Source organism: Aquifex pyrophilus, from assembly GCF_054656935.1.
Map to the genome: position 1 here is coordinate 281125 of NZ_BAAHXJ010000005.1, position 20264 is coordinate 301388.

Below are 20264 nucleotides of genomic sequence, written 5' to 3' on the forward strand. Positions count from 1 at the left end.
TTTTCTGGGTTCTCGTTGTTCTCTTCCTCATCTTGGGAATACTCGCCTTTGCGAAATACCTCCTGAAGGGGTAACGATTAAAATCTATTTTTATGAAAAAGGATTTTGTTCACCTTCACCTACATACTCAGTTCTCGCTCCTTGACGGGGCTATAAAGATAGATGAACTCGTAAAGAAGGCTAAGGAGTATGGATTTAAAGCGGTTGGGATGTCGGACCACGGAAACCTCTTCGGTTCCTATAAATTCTACAAAGCCCTTAAAGCGGAAGGGATAAAGCCCATAATAGGTATGGAGGCTTACTTCACAACGGGCTCCCGCTTTGACAGGGGAGGAAAGGCGTCCGAGGATAACATAACCGACAGGTATAACCACCACCTCATACTCATAGCGAAGGACGATAAGGGTCTTAAAAACCTCATGAAGCTCTCAACGCTCGCATACAAGGAGGGCTTTTACTACAAGCCCCGTATAGACTACGAACTCCTTGAGAAATACGGAGAGGGATTAATAGCCCTTACCGCCTGCCTGAAAGGAGTCCCAACCTACTACGCTTCAATAAACGAGGTAAAGAAGGCTGAGGAATGGGTAAAGAAGTTTAAGGATATATTCGGGGATGACCTTTACCTTGAGCTTCAGGCTAACAACATTCCCGAGCAGGATGTCGCAAACAGAAACCTCATAGAGATTGCGAAAAAGTATGACGTAAAACTGATAGCTACTCAGGACGCCCACTACCTCAATCCCGAGGACAGATACGCCCACACGGTATTAATGGCCCTCCAGATGAAGAAAACCGTTCACGAGCTTTCCTCCGGAAACTTCAAGTGCTCAAACGAGGACCTTCACTTCGCGAGTGCGGAGTATATGTGGAAGAAGTTTGAGGGTAAGTTTGAGGGATGGGAGAGGGCACTCCTCAACACCTTGGAGGTTGCGGAAAAGACCGCGGATAGCTTTGAACTGTTTGAGAACTCCTCTTACCTCCTTCCCAAGTATGACGTTCCCCCGGACAAAACACTTGAGGAGTATCTTAGGGAGCTCGCTATAAAGGGATTAAAACACAGGATAGCAAAGGGACAGGCAAAGGATACAAAAGAATACTGGGAGAGGCTTGAGTATGAGCTTGATGTTATAAACAAAATGGGCTTTGCAGGATACTTCCTTATCGTTCAGGACTTCATAAACTGGGCGAAGAGCAAGGATATACCCGTTGGACCCGGAAGGGGAAGTGCGGGAGGTTCCCTCGTCGCTTACGCCATAGGCATAACGGACGTTGACCCCATAAAGCACGGCCTTCTATTTGAGAGATTTCTGAACCCCGAAAGGGTTTCCATGCCCGACATAGACGTTGACTTCTGTCAGGACAACAGGGACAGGGTTATTGAGTACGTGAGGGAGAAATACGGAAAGGATAACGTTGCCCAGATAATCACCTACAACGTAATGAAAGCAAAACAAACCCTTAGGGACGTAGCCCGTGCTATGGGACTTCCCTACTCAACCGCGGACAAGCTCGCAAAACTCATACCCCAGGGAGACGTTCAGGGAACGTGGCTCTCCCTTGAAGAGATGTATAAAACTCCCGTTGAGGAGCTCCTTGAGAAGTACGGAAGACACAGAACGGACATAGAGGACAACGTTCAGAAGTTCAGGCAGATGTGCGAAGAAAGTCCCGAGATAAAACAGCTCGTTGAAACAGCCCTCAAGCTTGAGGGACTGACGAGACACACATCCCTTCACGCCGCGGGCGTCGTTATAGCACCAAGACCCTTAAGCGAGCTCGTTCCCCTCTACTACGACAAGGAAGGAGAGGTGGCAACCCAGTACGACATGGTTCAGCTTGAAGAGCTCGGACTCCTAAAGATGGACTTCCTGGGACTCAAGACCCTTACAGAGCTAAAGCTGATGAAAGAGCTCATAAAAAAGAGACACGGCGTTGAGATAGATTTCCTCAAGCTTCCCCTTGACGACCCCAAAGTTTACAAGCTACTCCAGGAAGGAAAAACTACCGGGGTTTTCCAGCTTGAGAGCAGGGGAATGAAGGAGCTCCTAAAAAGGCTTAAGCCCGACCACTTTGACGATATAGTCGCGGTCCTCGCTCTTTACCGCCCGGGTCCCTTAAAGAGCGGTCTCGTTGATACCTACATAAGGAGAAAGCACGGCCAGGAAGAGGTTACATACCCCTTTGACGAGCTTGAGCCCGTCCTTAAGGAGACCTACGGGGTGATAGTTTACCAGGAGCAGGTCATGAAGATGTCCCAGATACTTGCCGGCTTTACACCCGGAGAGGCGGACACCCTCAGAAAGGCTATAGGTAAGAAAAAGGCGGACCTAATGGCACAGATGAAGGATAAGTTTATTGAGGGAGCGGTAAAGAGGGGATATCCGAGGGATAAGATAGTTAAGCTCTGGGAGGATATAGAAAAGTTCGCTTCATACTCCTTCAACAAGTCTCACTCCGTCGCATACGGCTATATATCCTACTGGACCGCTTACGTTAAGGCCCACTACCCTGCGGAGTTCTTCGCCGTTAAGCTGACCACGGAGAAAAATGACAACAAGTTCCTGAACCTTCTAAAGGACGCAAAGCTCTTCGGTTTTGAGATTCTCCCGCCGGATATAAACAAGAGCGATGTAGGGTTTACCATAGAAGGTGATAATAAACTGAGGTTCGGACTTGCGAGGATAAAGGGGGTCGGGGAGGAAACTGCTCAGGTAATCGTTGAGGCAAGGAAGAAGTATAAACACTTTAAGGGTCTTGCGGACTTCTCTATGAAGGTAAAGAACAGAAAGGTAAACAAGAAGGTTCTTGAAGCCCTAGTGAAGGCCGGAGCCTTTGACTTTACGAAGAAAAGCAGGGCGGAACTTCTCGCCAAGGTCTCAAGCTCCGAGAAGGGCATGGCGCTGGCACAGAACACGCTGTTCGGAGCAACCAAAGAGGAAAGCAACGTTGAGGAGGTTGATTCCCTAAAGCTTGAGAAGGAAGTTCTCGGCTTTTATATATCCGCACACCCTATAGATAAGTATGAGAAGCTTCTCAAAGGTAAAGTAAAAAACATAGAAGAGCTTGAGGAAGCGGAAAGGGACGATAGGGTGAGCGTTGCGGGTGTCATAACTGAACTTAAAGTCAAAAAGACGAAACAAGGGGATTATATGGCGGTATTCAACCTCGTTGATAAGACGGGCATTATTGAAGCGGTCCTTTTCCCGAACAGGTATGAGGAGTGTAAGGAGCTCATAGAGGAGGACAGAGTTGTTGTCGTAAACGGAGTGGTTGACGAGGACCTTGAGACAGAGACCCAGAAACTCGTCGTTGATGAGGTTTACACCCCCGAGGAGTTTACAAGAACGGAATCGGACACCCTTAAGCTATTCCTAACCCGCGAACAGGCCTTAAACCTTCTTGAGGAGCTAAGGGAACTCCTTAAGAGCTATGCAGACCGAAACGGTAAACTCGTTTACCTTAGCCTTGACCTCGGGGACAAGATAGTTGACCTTATGCTCTCTCCCGATTACAGCGTGAAGCCCTCGGCGGAGCTTGTTGAGGAGCTTGAGAAGAGGAACGTAAAGGTTTTAAAAGTTTAAGGAACACGAAAGAGTATGACTATCTCCCCTTTTATCTTTTCCCTCCTTTTAATCTCCTCAATAATTTCGCTCACGCTTCCCCTTATATACTCCTCGTGAACCTTCGTCAGCTCCCTCGCAACGCATGCCTCAACGTCCCCGAATATTTCCAGTATTAACTCAAGGATTTTAAGAACCCTGTTTGGGTTTTCAAAGAGTATGACCGTTGTATCTTCACACCTCTTTACCTCTTCAAGGAAGCCCTTAGTTCCCTTTTTCGGGAGAAAGCCGAGAAATAAAAACCTATCCGGAGGAAGTCCCGAACCTACGAGAGCGGTAAGAACAGCGCTGGGTCCCGGAAGAACCTCAACATCTATTCCTTCTTCTATGCACCTTCTTATGAGTCTGTATCCTGGGTCTGAAACGGCGGGCATTCCCGCATCGGTCACGAGGGCAACGTCTTCCTTCTCAAGTATCTTAAGAATTTTGGGAATCCTATGTTCTTCTTTCGGCTCGTAGTAGGATATGAGTTTTTTCCCCTTTATACCGTAGTGGTTGAGAAGTATTAAGGTTCTCCTCGTATCCTCACAGGCTATGTAGTTAACGCTTCTCAACACCTCCAAAGCCCTTAAGGTTATGTCCTTCAGGTTTCCTATGGGTGTCGGAACGACATAAAGCTTACCCATCTTTGTACTTTAGTATTAGCTCTCCCTTTCTTCCGCCAGTCTCATTTCCTATGGGATTGCACTTCGCAACGAGAAGGAAGAATACATCCCTGTCCGCATCCGAGAGGGTTTCAAAGTTTGCCTGCCCCTTGCTTATGACGATATCCGAGCCGTAAAAAACTTTTTTGAACTCCTCTCCGCACTCCTCAAGCCACGTCCCTACCTTATCGTTTCCGTTGTCTATTACTTTGCAGAGCTCAGTCATTGATACCTCAACCGCGTCCTCATAGGTTGCGTCGTTCAGTATGGGCTTTCCCCTTACCCCGTAAATAACTTCCTTTCCAAGCTCCTTCAAAACCCTCACGAGAATCTTGTCAAGAACAATTTCCCCGGCGTTATCCCCTATAACGAAAACGCTCCTCGCTTCCCTCAGCTTTTCCCTTAAAATTTCATAATCGTTCACGAGGAAGTCCTTTGAAAGGAGTTTTTTCAGCTCCCTTTCCGGGTCAAAATCTCCCTTTATCGCGAAGTCTATGGCGTTTCCAGCTGCGGAAACCTTAAGAGCAAAGTATAACTTGTCTTTTGCTCTTTCAAGCTCTTTGAGGAGTTCCCCGTAAATCCTTTTTGCCTTCTCGTTTGCGAGTTTCTTATACTCCCTGAAGGGGTCATCCTCCCCCGTTATCTCCTTAACTATCCTCTGGATGAAGTAAGCGTAATAGGCGGGGGAGCGGTCAAAGTGTTCAAACTGGGAGAGGAACTTAAGACTCCTTACCGCTATCTCCATCTCCTTCTCTTTTGGGAGATTTAGCTTCCTTACAGCGTTCAGCCCCTGATTTATAAGACAGGGAATACACTCGGGATAAGCCTTCATCTCAAAGCCTTCAGAACAGCTTCCGCATCTTCGGGCTTCTCAACGTTGAAAACCCTCACGTTGGGAACGGTTTGTTGAATGAGCTTTGAGAGAACGTTTTTGGGACCTATCTCAACGAATGTGTCAACGCCCTGTTCGTGCATGTAGAGAACGCTCTGATACCACCTGACGGGTGAGAATATCTGGTGGTAGAGGTTATTCCTTATCTCGTGGGCCATTGTGTGGGCCTTTGCTGTGTAGTTCTGAACGAGAGGAATCTTTATATTCTGAATGGGAGCCTGGGCGAGCTTTAGCCTGAAGGCATCGGCTGCAGGCTTCATCAGGGAGCAGTGGGAGGGAACGGAAACCTTCAGAGGGACGGCCCTTCCTCCCATCTCCTTTGCAATCTCCGCGGCTTTGTTTACAGCTTCCTTCTCGCCGGATATTACGGTCTGGGTGGGTGAGTTGTAGTTTGCGGGCTCAACCACTCCGTACTCCTTAGCTTTTTCGCAGGCTTCCTCAACCTTTTCGGGGGGGAGCTTCAGGATTGCGACCATTGCACCCTTTCCTTCGGGGACCGCTTCCTGCATATACTTTCCCCTGTAGTATGTGAGTCTTGCACCGAGCTGGACATCTATGCCACCCGCAACTGCGAGGGCGGTATACTCACCGAGGGAATGTCCCGCTACGAAGTCGGGCTTAGGAAAACCCATGCTCTCAAGAGCTTTATATATACCGAAAGAAACCGCAAAAAGGGCGGGCTGTGTATAAACGGTTTTATTTAATTTATCCTCGGGACCTTTAAAGATAACGTCAACGATATCGTCAAGGGACATCCTTAGGGAGTGTTCAACGGCGTGTATGACGTCCGCGGTCTCGGGAAAGTTTTTATAAAACTCATATCCCATACCGACGTACTGGGAACCCTGACCGGGGAAAACGTAAGCCAGCTTACCCATGGTTTAAAGTATACTATCTATTTGTAAATACGGAGGTATAGAATGGGCATAGGAAAGGAGATAAGACTTGAACGGATAATGAACAGGGAAACCCGTAAAACGATTATAGTTCCCATGGACCACGGAGTAAGCTCGGGACCCATAGAGGGAATAGTTAATATAAGGGAAGCGGTTGAGAAGGTAGCGGAAGGAGGGGCGAATGCAGTCGTTCTCCACAAGGGAATGGTGAGAGCGGGACACAGGGGAAGGGGCAGGGATATAGGATTAATCGTCCACCTCTCAGCGTCAACGGACCTCTCTCCGAGGAAGAACGATAAGGTTCTCGTTTGCACCGTTGAAGAGGCAATAAGGCTCGGGGCGGATGCGGTTTCAATACACGTAAACATAGGTGCGGAAGGCGAAAAGGAGATGCTCAAGGACTTCGGATACGTATCAAAGGTTTGCGAGGAGTGGCAGATGCCCCTTCTCGCCATGGTTTACGGAAGGGGACCAAAGATAGAGAACCAGTACGACCCAAAAGTTGTGGCCCATTGTGCGAGAGTAGGGGCCGAGCTCGGAGCGGATATAGTGAAAGTTCCATACACGGGAGATCCAGAAACCTTCCGTTTAGCGGTTGAGGGCTCCCCCGTTCCCGTCGTGATAGCGGGCGGGCCTAAGATGAAGTCCGAAAGGGAAGTCCTTGAGATGGTTTACGGAGCAATGCAGGCGGGAGCTTCCGGCCTCTCAATAGGAAGGAACATATTCCAGGCAAAGGACCCGACTAAGATGGTCATGGCCATGTCCCTTATCGTTCACGAAGGAAAGAGCGTGGATGAGGCACTAAAAATTCTCTCCTGAGGGAGGTCTTTATGAAAAAGTTATTAATTCCCCTTTCTTTGGCATGCTTTTCTTTTTCCTTCCCCGTCGGTGGAGAAGCCTCAATAGGTGTATGGAATCAAGACCCAAAGGGTTACATCCAGTATCCCGCGGATGAGGGAACTACCCTTGACCTTGAAAAGGACCTTAAACTGGGGGATAAAACGAGACCGACTGCAAAGGTGAAGGTTGAGCTTCCCTTTATACTCCCTAACATATACCTCGCATACACGAAGATGAAGTTCAACGGCTCCAATAACGTAACTAAAGTAAGGTTTGGTAATTACGAGTTTAACGCTGACATAAATACGTCTGTAAAAGCGGACCAGTACGACATAGGCCTCTACTATCACGTTCCCTTTATAAAGTCAAAAGTTCTTGACCCCGAGATAGGTGTGGTTGTGAAAGTAGTTGATTTTAAAGCCTCTGTATCGGGAAATGCTACGGAGGTAAGAACGGGAAACAAAGGAAGTTACAGGGAGGAAAAGTCGGAGACAGTTCCCATTCCCCTTATTTATACGCATATCGGTGTTTATCCCTTCAAGTTCGTAGGATTGGTTGGTGAGTTCAAAGGGATAAAGGCGGGAGATGATTACTTTTATGAGTATTCCGCAGGTCTTAGAGTGAGGTTTTTCAACATTAAACTTGCACACTTTTTCATTGAAGGGGGATACAGGTTCCAGAGACTTAGGCTGAAGGATGTCGGGGATGTTAACGCGGATATAAAGGTGGGTGGTATTTACGGGAATATAGGATTAGGATTTTAGCGGAGGAGATAGATGGGGCTTCTTGAGGGTAAGAAGGCGCTTATTACGGGTGTTGCGAACGAGAGGAGTATAGCTTACGGTATTGCTAAGTCCTTTCACAGGGAAGGGGCGGAGCTTGCCTTTACCTTTGCGACTACAAAGCTTGAAAAAAGAGTCAGAGAGATAGCAAAGGAGTTCGGGAGCGAGCTCGTCACAAAGTGCGATGTATCCTCCGACGAGGATATAAAATCCCTTAGGGAATTTTTGGAGGAAAAGTGGGGAAGCCTTGATATTATCGTCCACTCAATAGCCTACGCTCCAAAAGAGGAGTTCAAAGGGGGTGTGATAGACACCTCAAGAGAAGGTTTTAAGATAGCTATGGATATATCCGTTTACTCCCTGATAGCCCTAACGAGGGAGCTTCTTCCCCTCATGGAGGGAAGGAACGGAGCGATAATAACGCTTTCCTACTACGGAGCGGAGAAGGTAGTTCCCCACTACAACGTTATGGGAATAGCCAAGGCCGCCCTTGAGAGCACGGTAAGGTATCTCGCCTATGATATAGCTAAATACGGTCACAGGATAAACGCGATATCCGCGGGCCCTGTGAAAACCCTTGCAGCTTACAGCATAACTGGCTTTCACCTACTTATGGAGCACACAACTAAGGTAAACCCTTTCGGTAAGCCGATAACGATAGAGGACGTTGGAGATACCGCGGTTTTTCTCTGCAGTGACTGGGCAAGGGCTATAACGGGTGAGGTCGTTCACGTTGACAACGGATACCACATAATGGGCGTGTTCGGAAGGGAAGAGGAGATTAAGAAGGAAGTATTCGGGGAAGGAAAAGATTAAAATATTCTTAAAACCTTAAGGAGGTGTTGCCATGAAAAAGCTCCTTCTGGCGGGAGTGCTCCTCGCAGGGGCGGTATTTGCAGCTGACGGAAAGGCTATATTCCAGTCCAAAGGATGTGCATCATGTCACCAGCCCAACGTTGATACCGTAGGACCTTCCCTCAAGAAGATAGCCCAGGCTTACGGAAACGACGTTGATAAGCTCGTTAAGTTCCTGAAAGGTGAAGCTCCTGCTATAGTTGACCCCGCAAAGTTCGCTATAATGAAAGCTCAGCTCACCATGCTTAAGGGACTTTCCGACGAAGAGCTAAAGGCTCTTGCGGAGTATATGCTTTCCTTCAAGTAATCTGATTGCCCGCCCTTCGGGGCGGGAAGTATAAATATGGAAGAGAAAGAGGTAAAGCTGAAGCTTTTTGACGAAGGAACCTACGAAGCTATTCTCCCCTCGGGAAATATAAAGGTGGGGGAGAAAGCTTTAAAGCCCATGGAGCTTTTGCTCGCATCAGTCGGCGGGTGTTCGGGCGTTGACGTTTACCACATCCTCAAGAAAAAAAGGCAGGAAGTAAAAAATATAGAGATAATTCTTAAGGGAAGAAGAAGGGATAAACACCCGAGGATATACGAGGAGATAGAGATAAGATACGTGGCGTACGGAAAGGTTGATGAAAAAGCCCTTGAGCAGGCGGTAAAGCTTTCCACGGAAAAGTACTGCAGCGTTCTCGCAATGATTAAAAACTCAACGAAGTTAAAAATCTCCTGGGAGACGGTATGGGAAGATTAACGGAAACCTTCGGAAGGTTAAAGGAGAAAAAGGATAAAGCTCTCGTTTCCTACCTTATGGTCGGTTATCCCGATTACGAAACATCGCTTAAGGCTTTCAGAGCTGTTTTAAAAAACGGAACGGATATACTTGAGATAGGATTTCCCTTCTCGGACCCCGTGGCGGACGGCCCAACCATTCAGGTAGCCCACGAGGTAGCCCTCAGGAACGGTATAAGGTTCAAGGACGTTCTTGAGCTTTCAAGGACATTGAGGGAGGAGTTTCCCGATAAGCCCTTCCTCTTAATGACCTATTACAATCCCATATTCAAAATCGGGCTTGAGAAGTTCTGCAGGCTCTCAAAGGAGAGCGGGATTGACGGATTTATAGTTCCCGACCTTCCCCCTGAAGAGTCGGGAGAGCTGAAAAGCGTTATGAAAAATTTTGGTCTTTCCTTTGTTCCCCTTGCATCACCGACGAGTACAAAAAAAAGACTTGAGTTAATCTGTGAATCCGCAGACGAGATGGTTTACTTCGTTTCCGTTACGGGAACGACGGGAGCAAGGGAAAAACTTCCCTACGAGAGGATAAGGGAAAAGGTTGAGCTCTACAAAAGTGTTTGCGATAAACCTGTTGTTGTGGGTTTCGGTGTTTCAAAAGGGGAGCATGCAAAGAGGATAGGGGAGTTCTCCGAAGGTGTTGTGGTCGGAAGTGCCCTCGTTAAGCTTGCGGGAAGCAAAAGGATAAGTGAGATAGAAGAGCTGGTAAGGGAATTAAAGGAAGCTTTAAAAAGTTAGTTCTGTGAGACACTTATAAAACCTGAGTTTGAGTGTTATAATCTTTTCTTATGGAACAAAGCCCCAAAGTCGTTGAAGTTCCCATAGAGGAAGAGGTAAAGCAGGCTTATATAGATTACGCTATGTCCGTTATAGTCGGGAGGGCAATTCCCGACGTAAGGGACGGGCTAAAACCCGTTCAGAGGAGAATTCTCTACTCAATGTATGAGATGGGCTTAACACCCGATAAGCCCTTTAAAAAGAGTGCGAGAGTTGTAGGGGAGGTTCTCGGTAAGTATCACCCCCACGGAGACCAGGCTGTTTACGACGCTCTCGTGAGAATGGCACAGGACTTTACTATGAGGTATCCCCTCATCATAGGGCAGGGAAACTTCGGCTCCGTTGACGGGGACCCTCCCGCCCAGATGCGTTATACCGAAGCAAAGCTATCCCCCGTGGCGGTTGAGATGCTCCTTGATATAGATAAGGAAACCGTTGACTTCGTTCCCAACTTTGACGACACCCTCATGGAACCGGAGGTTCTCCCCTCAAAGTTTCCAAACCTACTTTGCAACGGGACGAGCGGTATAGCGGTTGGACTCGCAACATCAATCCCTCCCCACAACTTGAGGGAAGTCGGGGAGGCGCTCATAAAGCTCGCTAAAAATCCCGAAACGGAGATTGAAGAAATAATGGAAATCCTGAAGGGACCCGACTTTCCCACGGGAGGTGTAATAGAGAGCTGGGAACAGGTTAAGGAAGCCTACAAAACGGGAAGGGGAATAATACAGGTAAAGGGGAAGGCACACGTTGAGAAGGTTCAGGGGGGAAGGGAGAGGATAGTGATAACCGAGATTCCCTACCAGGTCAATAAAGCGGAGCTTATAAAGAAGATTGCGGACAACGTAAGGAACGGAAGGATAAAGGAGATATCGGACATAAGGGACGAGACGGACAAGGAAGGTATAAGGATAGTTATTGAGCTGAAGAGGGATGCAAAGGGGGAACAGGTTCTTGAAAAACTCTACAAATACACTCCCCTTAAAAAGGGCTTTCCCGTAAACCTCGTGGTTCTTATAGATAAGGAACCCAAGCTCGTTGATATAAAAACCCTCTTGAGGGAATTCATAAGGCACAGGCTTGATGTTATACTGAGACGCTCAAAATACTTTTTAAGAAAGGCTCAGGATAGGCTCCACATAGTTGAGGGACTTCTGAGGGCGGTAAACTTCATAGACGACATAATAGAACGCATAAGAAACTCAAAGGATGTCGCGGAAGCGAGGAGTTTCCTTATGGAGGAGTTCGGATTTTCCGAAAGACAGGCTAACGCAATCCTTGACCTCAGACTCCAGAGGCTCACATCCCTTGAGAGGGAAAAGCTCCTCCAGGAAGAAAAGGAGTTAAGGGAAAAGATAGAGTATTACAGAAAGCTCGTAAAGAGCGAAGAGGAACGGATAAAGGTGTTTATTGAAGAAACGAAGGAGCTCATAAAGAAGTTCGGGGACAACAGAAGAACCTACATAGAGGGAACGGAGAAGGGAGCAAAAGAAGGAGCTATAACCGTTGCGATACTTCAGGACGGAAGCATAATTCCCGTTGAGAACTTTCCTCCCGAAAATGCGCCGGTGGTTAATATACTGAGGGTTCCCTTCACGGAAGGCCTGTTCCTCGTATCAAACAGAGGAAGGGTTTACTGGGTTGCGGGCTCTCAGGCACTCCAGGGAAGCAAGGTATCCCTGAGGGGAAGGGAGGAAAGGGTAATAGGTGCATTCATAAGGGAGCAGTTTGCGGACAGGCTTCTCCTTGCAACCAAGAAGGGATACGTTAAGAAGATACCCCTCGCAGACTTTGAGTATAAGGCTCAGGGAATGCCCATAATAAAACTCACGGAAGGAGATGAAGTCGTTTCCCTTGCACGCTCAATAGACGAGACGGACCTCCTTATGTTTACCGCAAAGGGTAGGGTTGCGAGGTTCGGAGTCAGAGAAGTTCCTCCGTCAACGCCGGGAGCGAGAGGCGTTCAGGGCATAAAGCTTGAAAAGGGAGACGAGGTTTCGGGATTGAGGGTATGGAGCGGAGAGCCTTTCCTTCTGGTAATAACCGCAAAGGGGAAGGTAAAAAAGATATCCGAAAAGGAAATTCCCAAAACGAACAGGGGAGTAAAGGGAACAGAGGTATCGGGAACGAAGGATAAGCTTGTAGATTTAATACCTATAAAGGAAGAGGTTGAGCTTCTTATAACGACGAAGGAGGGTAAGGCCTTTTACGACAGGATTTCCCAGAATGATATTCCCCTATCTACCAAGAAAAGCGTTCCCAGAACGAGATGGAAGCTTGGAGAGGACGAGATAATAAAGGTAGTGATAAAGGCAAGCAGGTGAACCTATTCCTCTCAATAGAAACCTGGGACATAGACGATACCCTTCTCCTTCTTTTTTTGCTCCATTACCACAGAAAAGGGAGGATAAACCTCCTCGGTGTTGAGATTGACAGGGGAACACGTCTCCAGAATACTTACGTTGAGTATATTCTCAAGATAGCTGAAGAGGATATTCCCCTCTTTTCAAGGAATTTAGAATCTCAGGAGAACGAGATTCCCGAGTATTACTACACCTTCTTTGAAGGTCTTGAGAGGAAAGAAATAATTCTTCCTCCGAGGGAGGAAACCCTTGAACTTCTTGAAGGTAAGGAGTTTACACTAATAGTGGGGGGAAGCCTCAACTTTGCGGTATTCCTACTGAAGAAAGGAATTATCCCGAAGGAAATATTCTTTCAGGGAGGATTTGCCGGATTCAACATAACCCGAAGGGTAAATAAGAAATTCGGAAAGAAAGTTTTCACACCCACCTTTAACCTTAACAAGGACATAAAAGCTTCCGATGAGTTCTTCCTTCTCAGACAGGAGCTTGACATTCCCACATATATGGTCTCAAAGAACGTGAACCACCTCATACTTGTGAAAGAGGAGGACATTCCCGATATTTCCCCGAGCACAAAACCCCAGGAGATTTATATAAATATTCTGAAAAAGTATTTAAAGAATGTAAGGAGGGAAAAAAGCCTCCACGACGTTTATACCGCTGTTGCCTTCTTTAATAGGGAGCTGTTTGCGTGGAAAGAGATAAGTCCTATTTTCAGGCAAGGAAAGAGGTTCAGAGAATGGGGAAGCGAGGAAAAGGCAGGAAGCTTAAGAATAACCGTAGATGCAAAGGAAGAAGAGGTAAAGGCATACAGCTTATTTAAGAAAGAGTTCTAATCCTTGTAATACTCCTCAAAGGCTATCCAGGTTCTCGGGATGCGCCACTCAAGCCTGTCCCATTCCTTCATAAGCTCCTTTCTCTTTTTCGCAGCCCTGTTTATGGAAGAACCGAAGGTATCAAGGGCTTCCTCTTCATACTCCTCCGGCTCGCCCTCAAGTATGCTTCTCGCCGCCATATCTCCCGTTAGAACCGCGTTCGCTATACCTCCGCCGGTTATGGGATGGCAAAATCCCCCCGCATCACCAACGAGCATAACCCTTCCCCTGAAGGGTTCTATTATCCCCTCTCCGGGTATGAAGCCTCCCGTTCTTCCAAAAATTTTATCTATATATACAAACTTTTCCATTTCCCTGACAAACCTATCCAGAACCTCAAGAACGTTAAGTTTATAGTGAAGATCAACCCCAACCCCGACGTTCGCGAGTTCTCCCTTCGGGAATATCCAGCCGTATCCGCCGGGTATGTAATCCCTGAAGAAGATTAGAAGGTCCTCAAGGGGTTTTTTTAGCTTTAAGGTGTATTGAGCGGTTATGAGGAAATCCCTCGTAAACCTTCCCGTTTCCTTTGCAACCTTTGAACGTGCCCCGTCAGCCCCTATGACGAAATCCGCCTTTATTTTCATTACTTCTTCGGTTCTCATATCCTTCAATACCGCATATCCGTCCTCAAATCCGAGGAACTTCGTTTTGAGCTTTAGCTCCGCTCCCTTTTCCCGTGCGAGCTGGGCTATTCTCCTGTCCCACCTTTCCCTGTGGAGAATAAATCCCTCGGAATACATACTTACAACTTCACCCCAAGGGGTGTAGTGAACCATATCCTTAACCTTTTGGGCTATCGTTTCTTTAGTAAAGAACTCGGGGAATTTATAGCTGAGCTGAACGGGGACAAATTCAGCACACTGAACGGGATACCCAATCTCTTTACGGGTATCAACCAGAAGGACCTTTGCACCACCCTGGGCAAGCCTGTAAGCTGCGGTTGAACCGCCCGGTCCGGCTCCCACTACCAAGACGTCGTATTTCATAGTTCTTTAATCTACTTCCCGTTAATCTTTTTTCTTAAAGATTTCGCAACCTTAAAGGTGGGAATGTATCTCTCCTTTACGTAAACCTCTATTCCGAGCTTTGGATTTTTCACGAACCTTCCAGGCTTTCTCTTTAACTTAAAAGTTCCGAGACCCCTTATCTCAACACTTTCTCCTTTCAGAACTTCCTCTTTTATAATTTCAAAGACCTCGTTTACTATAATCATTGCCTTCCTGAGGGGTATCCCCTTTCTTTTTGAAAGTTCTTTCGCAATCTCCGATTTATTCACTTCTTTTCCTCCACAAAAACGCTCCTCACTCTCCTTTTCTTTCCCTTTGCTACAAGCTTTTTCTCCTTCCTGTATAGGTATATCTCGTCCGCCTCAAGAATTCTTTTACCCTCAACTATTTTAGCATTTCCCCTCATGTAAATGACTTCCTTCGTAAGGTCATACTCCAGGTAATCCGCAAAGGATTTACGGTTTCCTTCCACTATGCTCACCTTTCCCTTCGCAACGATTTTCACAGGTTTCCCTTGTTTGTTGAGGTAAATAATAACCTCTTCCGCATTCAGAACGGAGGAGTCCTTTATTAACTTCACGTTTCCCCTGTATATGAGTCTATCTTGGGTGTAAACGAGGCTGTCCGCCTCTCCCGTGATGGCCTGAGAAAAAGCAAGCCCGACAAGACTAAGGGTAAGAATGAATGCTCTTAACTTCATCTATTATTACCTTAAAAGGTTTAAAAGATATTTTGAAGCCCTTTCCCCTTATTACGTTTTTTTCCTTTCTCAGTATTATCTCATCGTATCCCCAAGCTCTGTTTTCCTTAAAATCAACGTAGGCGGTTCTCGTCCTGAGGTACATATCTTCCCCGAATATCTCAACGTTTCCCTCAAGTTTTCCTTTCTTTTTCCTCCTGTTCAGGTAAAGTCTTTCCGCCTTTATCGTGTATCCACCTCCCCTTATAACACTCTTTTTTACGATTGCTACGCCCCTTTCGTAAAGGAGCTCCTTACCTCTTACATCCCATACCTTCCCCTCACCTGTGAAGACCTTTATGTGAACATCCTCAACCTTACTTCTTACCAAATTGTATTCCTCAAGGGATAAATATTCCTTCACGTAAAGCTCGGAAAAAAGGACTCCCGAAAGGAAGAAAATTATTAGAAGAAATCCTTTAAGCATCTTTCAGAAGTTTTATGAGCTCCGCTACTTCCCTCACCGCACCCCTTCCCCCTTCCGCATTCGTTATGTAAAGGGCTATCCTTTTTACTTCGTCAACCGCATTTCTTACCGCTACGGGGAAACCCACCCTTTCCATAACTGGAATATCCACAACGTCATCCCCTATAAAGCATATCTCTTCGTCTTTAAGGCCCTTCCTCCTTATTATCTCCTGGTAAATCTCAAGCTTTGAGTGTTTTCCCGTGAATATCTCATCAATTCCGAGTTCCCTCAACCTTACAATCAGTGGAGATGAATCCCTCCCGCTTATAACTCCAATCTCAAGCCCCATACTCTGGAGCATCTTTATACCGAGTCCGTCAAGAACGTTGAAAACCTTTATACTTTCTCCCTTTTCTGTGTAGTAAAGGCTTCCGTCCGTGAAAACGCCGTCTATATCCGTTATTATTAGCTTTAACTTCCTCACCCTATCTCTCAGAGCCATATCTTTCCCTCACGTATTCGTAAACCTTTTTGAGTCCGGTACTTGCCTTCTCCCTGAAAACCTCGTCCGCTATGCGGGAGATTGGTGTTTCTTCGGGATTAACCTCTATTACCTCCGCACCGCTCTCCTTTGCAACATAAGGAAGCTCCGCTGCGGGATAAACTACACCGGAAGTTCCCACAACTATAAAAACGTGGGATTCCCTTGAGAGCTCGTAGGCCCTGCTTAAGGCATCCATAGGGAGGCTTTCCCCGAACCATACAACTCCCGGCCTCAAAAGACCTCCGCACTCGCACTTCGGGGGTATCTCGGGAAGGGGTGTTCTGTAGTCGTAGTTCTTCCTTCCACACTCTACACATCTCACCTTCCATATATTCCCGTGAAGTTCTATAACCTTTTCCGAACCCGCCCTCTGGTGAAGCCCGTCAACGTTCTGAGTAATTAAATAAAACTCGGGGAACTCTTTTTCCATCTTTGCGAGAATTTTGTGGCCTTCGTTGGGTTCGGCCTTCGCTATGAGCTGTCTTCTCCAGTCGTACCACTCCCAAACCAGCTTCGGGTTTCTGAAAAAGGCCTCGGGTGTTGCGAGCTCCTCGGGTCTGAACCTGTTCCAGAGTCCGTCTTTTCCCCTGAAGGTCGGGATACCGCTTTCCGCCGAGATGCCCGCTCCCGTGAGGGCAACTATCTTAACCGCCATAAGGTTATAATTTATCAACGATGAAGAGAAAGATTATCCTTGTTCTTTTAGCCCTTCTAATACTTGGGGGATTTGTTTACTATACGTTGTTTTTATCCAAACCCGAGGTTTACGGGTATAAGAATTTCTCTCGCCTCCCGAGGAAGAAGGTTGTAATACTTAAGGTGAAGAATCCCCAAAGGGCTAACCTCCTGAGGGTGAAGTTCGTCCAGAACGGGAAGGAGTTCATACTTTATGAGGGTAAGCCCGAGGAGGAGATTAGGCTTGTCGTTGAACCGAAACGTATAGGGCTGAAAGAGGGAAGTGCGGAGGTATATGTGGAACTAACGAGGTTTTTCTTCCTTAAGGAGGTTTACAAAACGTCCGCGGTCATTGATTACACTCCCCCCACCCTGAGCGTTATCTTTTCCCCTTATGCGGTTATGAACGGGGGTAGCGGAGCGGTAAGGGTGAGCGTGAGTGAGGAGTCGGAACTTCAGCTTAAGGTGGGAAATCTTACCTTCCCCCTTTACAGGGTCGGGGAAAATACATACTTCTCCCTCTTTGCTATTCCTCTTAATTTCTCAGAGAAGGACAGCATAGAGCTAACAGCGGTTGATAAGGTCGGGAATGAGACAAAAATATCCATTCCCACAAGGGTAAGGATAAGGAGGTATCCCGTTTACAGGATTGAGCTAAAAGGTAGGGAGAAGCTGCTGATACCGAAGCTCTCTACCCTTCTTGCGGAAGAGGTAAGCAGGGAAAACTTAATAAAGGCATTTAAGAAGGTTAACGAAGAGCTAAGAAAACAAAACGAGGAACAGCTTTACGAGATAGGAAGGAAATCGGAGGAAAAGATTTACTGGAAGGGAAGATTTATCCAGATGAGGAAGAGCAAGGTTATATCCCTCTTCGGGGAGAGGAGAATATACACATACGGAGGAAAGAGGATAAGCGAGAGCTACCACTGGGGATACGACCTCGCATCTGTTAAGAACGCTCCCGTTGAGGCTTCAAACGGGGGTAAGGTTGTTTTTGCGGGATTCCTCGGCATATACGGAAACACTGTTGTGATAGACCACGGATACGGACTCATGAGCATATACTCACACCTTGCTGAGTTCAGGGTAAAGAAGGGTGATATAGTGAAAAAGGGGCAGATAATAGGGATTACAGATTCAACGGGTCTCGCCTTTGGAGACCATCTCCACTTCGGTATAATGATTCATGGAATTCCCGTAAACCCGATAGAGTGGTGGGATAAAAAATGGATTGAGAACAACATAATCCCCGCAATTCAGCCCAGAACCTCAAGATGACACGTGTTGTTCAGCTCCCTGAGGCTAAACATCTCTCCATCATACTCAAGAATTGTAATGCCTGTGTTATCCATGTGGATGTGCCACATCTTCTCAAGCCCTATCCCGAGGGCTAAGCACACGAGTCCGTGGAGTGTTCCCCCGTGCCCTACTACCGCAATAACTCTTTCCTTCCTCTGAATAATTTCCTTTAAAAAATCGGATATTCTCTCCTCAAAGAGCTTCATGTCCTCCTGTGTCGGAAGGGGGTTCTCCACGGGATTCTTAAGCCAGTCAAGAATCATCTTCTTATTTTCCTCAAACATGGTCCAGAAGTGGTTTCCCTCAAGAACACCGAAGGACATCTCCCTTATTCTCTCGTCAACTATTAGGTTGACACCGAGTATGTCCGAAAGAGTTAGAGCGGTCTTGTAAGCTCTTCTCTGGGGAGAGCTGAATATTATCTCAGGCTTTTCCTCCTTGAAGTATCCCGTCAGGAGTCTTGCCTGAACGAAGCCGAGGGGGGTGAGGTCACTGTCCAGCCTTCCCTGAAATATACCCTTCTCGTTATACTCGCTCTGTGCATGCCTTATCAGGTATATCCTCTTCATATCTGCTCAAATAAAACGTCAAGAACCTGGGGCTGTATATCTATCTCCCACTCCTGGTAGTAATACTCTTTATTCACAACCGTTACGACGCCAAGGTTTTCGAGATAGAGAAGGACCTTTGCGAGGTTAACGAGCCCACATATCTGGGAGGATTTGAGCTCCTTTATCTTAACCCTCGGTATCGGTCTGTCCGCATTTTTAAATATCTCAAGAAGTTCCTGTTTTACGTGGTAGTAAAGGGTTTCAAAATCGCAGGGCTGTTTTCCTTCTTTGGGATTCAGTCCTTCCCTATACAACCATCACCTCCGAGGATTTCTTTAACAACCTCAGCATCACTGAAAGGATATTTTACACCCTTTATTTCTTGATAATTTTCGTGCCCCTTTCCGAGTATCGCAATCGTGTCCCCTACCTCAGCAGTCTTCAAGGCAAGTTCTATAGCCTTTCTCCTGTCGGGCTCAACTATAACCCTTTCCCTTTCCTTTATGCCCCTTAGTATATCCTCTATTATCTTCTCGGGTTCTTCGTCCCTCGGATTGTCGGAGGTGAGAATAATGATGTCGCTGTATTTTTCTGAAGCCTCTCCCATCAAAGGCCTCTTTTCCCTATCCCTGTTTCCGCCTGCTCCAAAAAGAGATATGAGCCTCTTCTTTGTAATCTTCCTGGTTGTTCTTAAAACGTTCTCAACCGCATCGGGAGTGTGTGCGTAATCAACGATAACCGTAAACGCTCCCTTGTAAACAACCTCAAACCTTCCGGGAACCCTTATACATCTCAGGGCTTCCTTTATTATCTCTTCGTCTATTCCCTTCCAAAGGGCGTAAGCTATTCCCGCCCCGAGGTTGTAAGCCTGAAACTCCCCTATCAGGTTTGAGTAAAAGGTGTATTCTTTTCCCCTGAAGGAAACTTTTATATGAGAACCTTCAAGGCTTGTAGAGAACTCCTCTATCCTTAAATCTCCGTCCCTTCCGTATGTAATCACTTCTCCTTGAACTTCGTTAATGAGTCTTTTGCCATAAGGGTCATCCGCGTTTATTATCTTCACCTTTGAGGTGTATTCGGTAAAAAGTCTCTTTTTGGAGAGGAAATAATTTTCCATCGTTTTGTGGTAATCAAGGTGATCCCTCGTGAGGTTCGTAAATATTACCGCTTCAAACTCTGTAGGGTAAACTCTGAACTGGTCAAGTGCGTGAGAGGAAATTTCCGCCACAACGTGAGAAGTGCCCTTTTCTAAAAATTCTTTTAACGTTTTGTGCCACGTTATGGGGTCCGGAGTTGTTCTCCCCTCCCCGAGAATTTCATTCCCAATTCGGTAATTTATCGTTCCGAGAACTCCTACTTTTTCCCCCGCTGTTTCAAGTATCTTCTCTATTACGTAAGTGGTTGTTGTTTTTCCGTTCGTTCCCGTAACACCTATAACGTTGAGCTTTTCCGAAGGCTTCCCGAAAAATATATGTGCGGATTCTCCCAGAGCTTTTCGTGTATTTTCAACAATTATTACGGGAATGTTTAGGTGGAGGGGCTTTTGGGCAACTACCGCGTAAGCTCCTCTCTTTTGAGCCTCCTTTGCAAAATCGTGCCCGTCAAACCTGCTTCCCTTTACAGCGAAAAAGAGGTAATCCTTTTTCACTTCTTTAGAATTTGAGGTTATGCCTTTCACACGGCTCAAGATAAAAGGAAGGTTCATACTTA

The 20264-nt window shown here is 46.6% G+C and carries 22 protein-coding genes; 10 read left to right on the forward strand and 12 right to left on the reverse strand.

The features are described 5' to 3' along the window. The first annotated feature begins 92 nt into the window (after nucleotides 1-92). The gene (gene dnaE / locus ACYQZ0_RS05110) at nucleotides 93-3584 is read left to right on the forward strand and encodes a DNA polymerase III subunit alpha (RefSeq protein WP_459775522.1); all 3492 of its coding nucleotides are present in this window, start codon (nucleotides 93-95) and stop codon (nucleotides 3582-3584) included. On the opposite strand, the gene rsmI is transcribed toward dnaE, so the two are convergent. The 3 genes from rsmI to fabD are packed head-to-tail and all read right to left on the reverse strand — an operon-like array spanning nucleotide 3581 to nucleotide 6037. After that, a complete protein-coding gene (gene rsmI, locus ACYQZ0_RS05115) occupies nucleotides 3581-4249 on the reverse strand; it encodes a 16S rRNA (cytidine(1402)-2'-O)-methyltransferase (protein ID WP_459775523.1) in 669 nt (222 codons plus the stop codon). The genes dnaE and rsmI overlap by 4 nt on opposite strands. Next, nucleotides 4242-5099: a damage-control phosphatase ARMT1 family protein gene (locus tag ACYQZ0_RS05120; protein ID WP_459775524.1), complete on the reverse strand. Its 858-nt coding sequence runs from the start codon at nucleotides 5097-5099 to the stop codon at nucleotides 4242-4244. Before ACYQZ0_RS05120 ends, rsmI begins: the two co-directional genes overlap by 8 nt. After that, entirely contained in the window at nucleotides 5096-6037 is a 942-nt protein-coding gene (fabD, locus tag ACYQZ0_RS05125) for an ACP S-malonyltransferase (RefSeq protein WP_459775525.1), read from the reverse strand. The genes ACYQZ0_RS05120 and fabD overlap by 4 nt, the downstream gene beginning before the upstream one ends. Before the next feature lie 42 nt (nucleotides 6038-6079). On the opposite strand from fabD, the gene ACYQZ0_RS05130 reads away from it, so the two are divergent. Genes ACYQZ0_RS05130 through ACYQZ0_RS05165 form a run of 8 tightly spaced genes read left to right on the forward strand, consistent with a single transcriptional unit; the run spans nucleotide 6080 to nucleotide 13288 of the window. Next, on the forward strand, nucleotides 6080-6874 hold the full coding sequence (locus tag ACYQZ0_RS05130) for a 2-amino-3,7-dideoxy-D-threo-hept-6-ulosonate synthase (protein ID WP_459775526.1): 795 nt from the start codon (nucleotides 6080-6082) through the stop codon (nucleotides 6872-6874). Between the two features lie 11 nt (nucleotides 6875-6885). Next, nucleotides 6886-7659, forward strand: a complete 774-nt coding sequence (locus ACYQZ0_RS05135; RefSeq protein WP_459775527.1) for a TIGR04219 family outer membrane beta-barrel protein — start codon at nucleotides 6886-6888, stop codon at nucleotides 7657-7659. A gap of 12 nt (nucleotides 7660-7671) precedes the next feature. Next, nucleotides 7672-8493 carry an enoyl-ACP reductase FabI gene (locus ACYQZ0_RS05140; RefSeq protein WP_459775528.1) on the forward strand — a complete coding sequence of 274 codons (822 nt, stop codon included), beginning with the start codon at nucleotides 7672-7674 and terminating at the stop codon, nucleotides 8491-8493. A gap of 31 nt (nucleotides 8494-8524) precedes the next feature. Further along, complete coding sequence (locus tag ACYQZ0_RS05145) at nucleotides 8525-8839, forward strand: c-type cytochrome (protein WP_459775529.1); 315 nt, start codon at nucleotides 8525-8527, stop codon at nucleotides 8837-8839. A gap of 36 nt (nucleotides 8840-8875) precedes the next feature. Then, on the forward strand, nucleotides 8876-9274 hold the full coding sequence (locus ACYQZ0_RS05150) for an OsmC family protein (protein ID WP_459775530.1): 399 nt from the start codon (nucleotides 8876-8878) through the stop codon (nucleotides 9272-9274). Then, nucleotides 9262-10050, forward strand: coding sequence for a tryptophan synthase subunit alpha (gene trpA / locus ACYQZ0_RS05155; protein ID WP_459775531.1), 789 nt, complete (start codon nucleotides 9262-9264; stop codon nucleotides 10048-10050). Before ACYQZ0_RS05150 ends, trpA begins: the two co-directional genes overlap by 13 nt. 50 nt (nucleotides 10051-10100) lie before the next feature. Further along, complete coding sequence (locus ACYQZ0_RS05160) at nucleotides 10101-12413, forward strand: DNA gyrase/topoisomerase IV subunit A (protein WP_459775532.1); 2313 nt, start codon at nucleotides 10101-10103, stop codon at nucleotides 12411-12413. Continuing rightward, a complete protein-coding gene (locus ACYQZ0_RS05165) occupies nucleotides 12410-13288 on the forward strand; it encodes a hypothetical protein (protein WP_459775533.1) in 879 nt (292 codons plus the stop codon). Before ACYQZ0_RS05160 ends, ACYQZ0_RS05165 begins: the two co-directional genes overlap by 4 nt. Here ACYQZ0_RS05165 and ACYQZ0_RS05170 read toward each other — a convergent pair. The 6 genes from ACYQZ0_RS05170 to ACYQZ0_RS05195 are packed head-to-tail and all read right to left on the reverse strand — an operon-like array spanning nucleotide 13285 to nucleotide 16684. Next, nucleotides 13285-14316 carry a geranylgeranyl reductase family protein gene (locus ACYQZ0_RS05170; RefSeq protein WP_459775534.1) on the reverse strand — a complete coding sequence of 344 codons (1032 nt, stop codon included), beginning with the start codon at nucleotides 14314-14316 and terminating at the stop codon, nucleotides 13285-13287. The two genes, ACYQZ0_RS05165 and ACYQZ0_RS05170, sit on opposite strands and share 4 nt — an antisense overlap. 11 nt (nucleotides 14317-14327) lie before the next feature. Continuing rightward, on the reverse strand, nucleotides 14328-14606 hold the full coding sequence (locus tag ACYQZ0_RS05175; protein WP_459775535.1) for an HU family DNA-binding protein: 279 nt from the start codon (nucleotides 14604-14606) through the stop codon (nucleotides 14328-14330). Then, nucleotides 14603-15037, reverse strand: coding sequence for an LptA/OstA family protein (locus tag ACYQZ0_RS05180; RefSeq protein WP_459775536.1), 435 nt, complete (start codon nucleotides 15035-15037; stop codon nucleotides 14603-14605). The genes ACYQZ0_RS05175 and ACYQZ0_RS05180 overlap by 4 nt, the downstream gene beginning before the upstream one ends. Next, nucleotides 15006-15503, reverse strand: coding sequence for a hypothetical protein (locus tag ACYQZ0_RS05185; RefSeq protein ID WP_459775537.1), 498 nt, complete (start codon nucleotides 15501-15503; stop codon nucleotides 15006-15008). The genes ACYQZ0_RS05180 and ACYQZ0_RS05185 overlap by 32 nt, the downstream gene beginning before the upstream one ends. Continuing rightward, nucleotides 15496-15987, reverse strand: coding sequence for a KdsC family phosphatase (locus tag ACYQZ0_RS05190; protein WP_459775538.1), 492 nt, complete (start codon nucleotides 15985-15987; stop codon nucleotides 15496-15498). The genes ACYQZ0_RS05185 and ACYQZ0_RS05190 overlap by 8 nt, the downstream gene beginning before the upstream one ends. Continuing rightward, nucleotides 15971-16684 carry an SIR2 family NAD-dependent protein deacylase gene (locus ACYQZ0_RS05195; RefSeq protein ID WP_459775539.1) on the reverse strand — a complete coding sequence of 238 codons (714 nt, stop codon included), beginning with the start codon at nucleotides 16682-16684 and terminating at the stop codon, nucleotides 15971-15973. The genes ACYQZ0_RS05190 and ACYQZ0_RS05195 overlap by 17 nt, the downstream gene beginning before the upstream one ends. A gap of 20 nt (nucleotides 16685-16704) precedes the next feature. On the opposite strand from ACYQZ0_RS05195, the gene ACYQZ0_RS05200 reads away from it, so the two are divergent. Continuing rightward, nucleotides 16705-17982: a M23 family metallopeptidase gene (locus tag ACYQZ0_RS05200; protein WP_459775540.1), complete on the forward strand. Its 1278-nt coding sequence runs from the start codon at nucleotides 16705-16707 to the stop codon at nucleotides 17980-17982. Here ACYQZ0_RS05200 and ACYQZ0_RS05205 read toward each other — a convergent pair. The 3 genes from ACYQZ0_RS05205 to ACYQZ0_RS05215 are packed head-to-tail and all read right to left on the reverse strand — an operon-like array spanning nucleotide 17961 to nucleotide 20259. Then, nucleotides 17961-18572, reverse strand: a complete 612-nt coding sequence (locus ACYQZ0_RS05205) for a histidine phosphatase family protein (RefSeq protein WP_459775541.1) — start codon at nucleotides 18570-18572, stop codon at nucleotides 17961-17963. The two genes, ACYQZ0_RS05200 and ACYQZ0_RS05205, sit on opposite strands and share 22 nt — an antisense overlap. Then, complete coding sequence (locus ACYQZ0_RS05210; RefSeq protein ID WP_459775542.1) at nucleotides 18569-18868, reverse strand: hypothetical protein; 300 nt, start codon at nucleotides 18866-18868, stop codon at nucleotides 18569-18571. The genes ACYQZ0_RS05205 and ACYQZ0_RS05210 overlap by 4 nt, the downstream gene beginning before the upstream one ends. After that, on the reverse strand, nucleotides 18850-20259 hold the full coding sequence (locus ACYQZ0_RS05215; protein ID WP_459775543.1) for a UDP-N-acetylmuramoyl-L-alanyl-D-glutamate--2,6-diaminopimelate ligase: 1410 nt from the start codon (nucleotides 20257-20259) through the stop codon (nucleotides 18850-18852). The genes ACYQZ0_RS05210 and ACYQZ0_RS05215 overlap by 19 nt, the downstream gene beginning before the upstream one ends. Nucleotides 20260-20264: the final 5 nt, after the last annotated feature.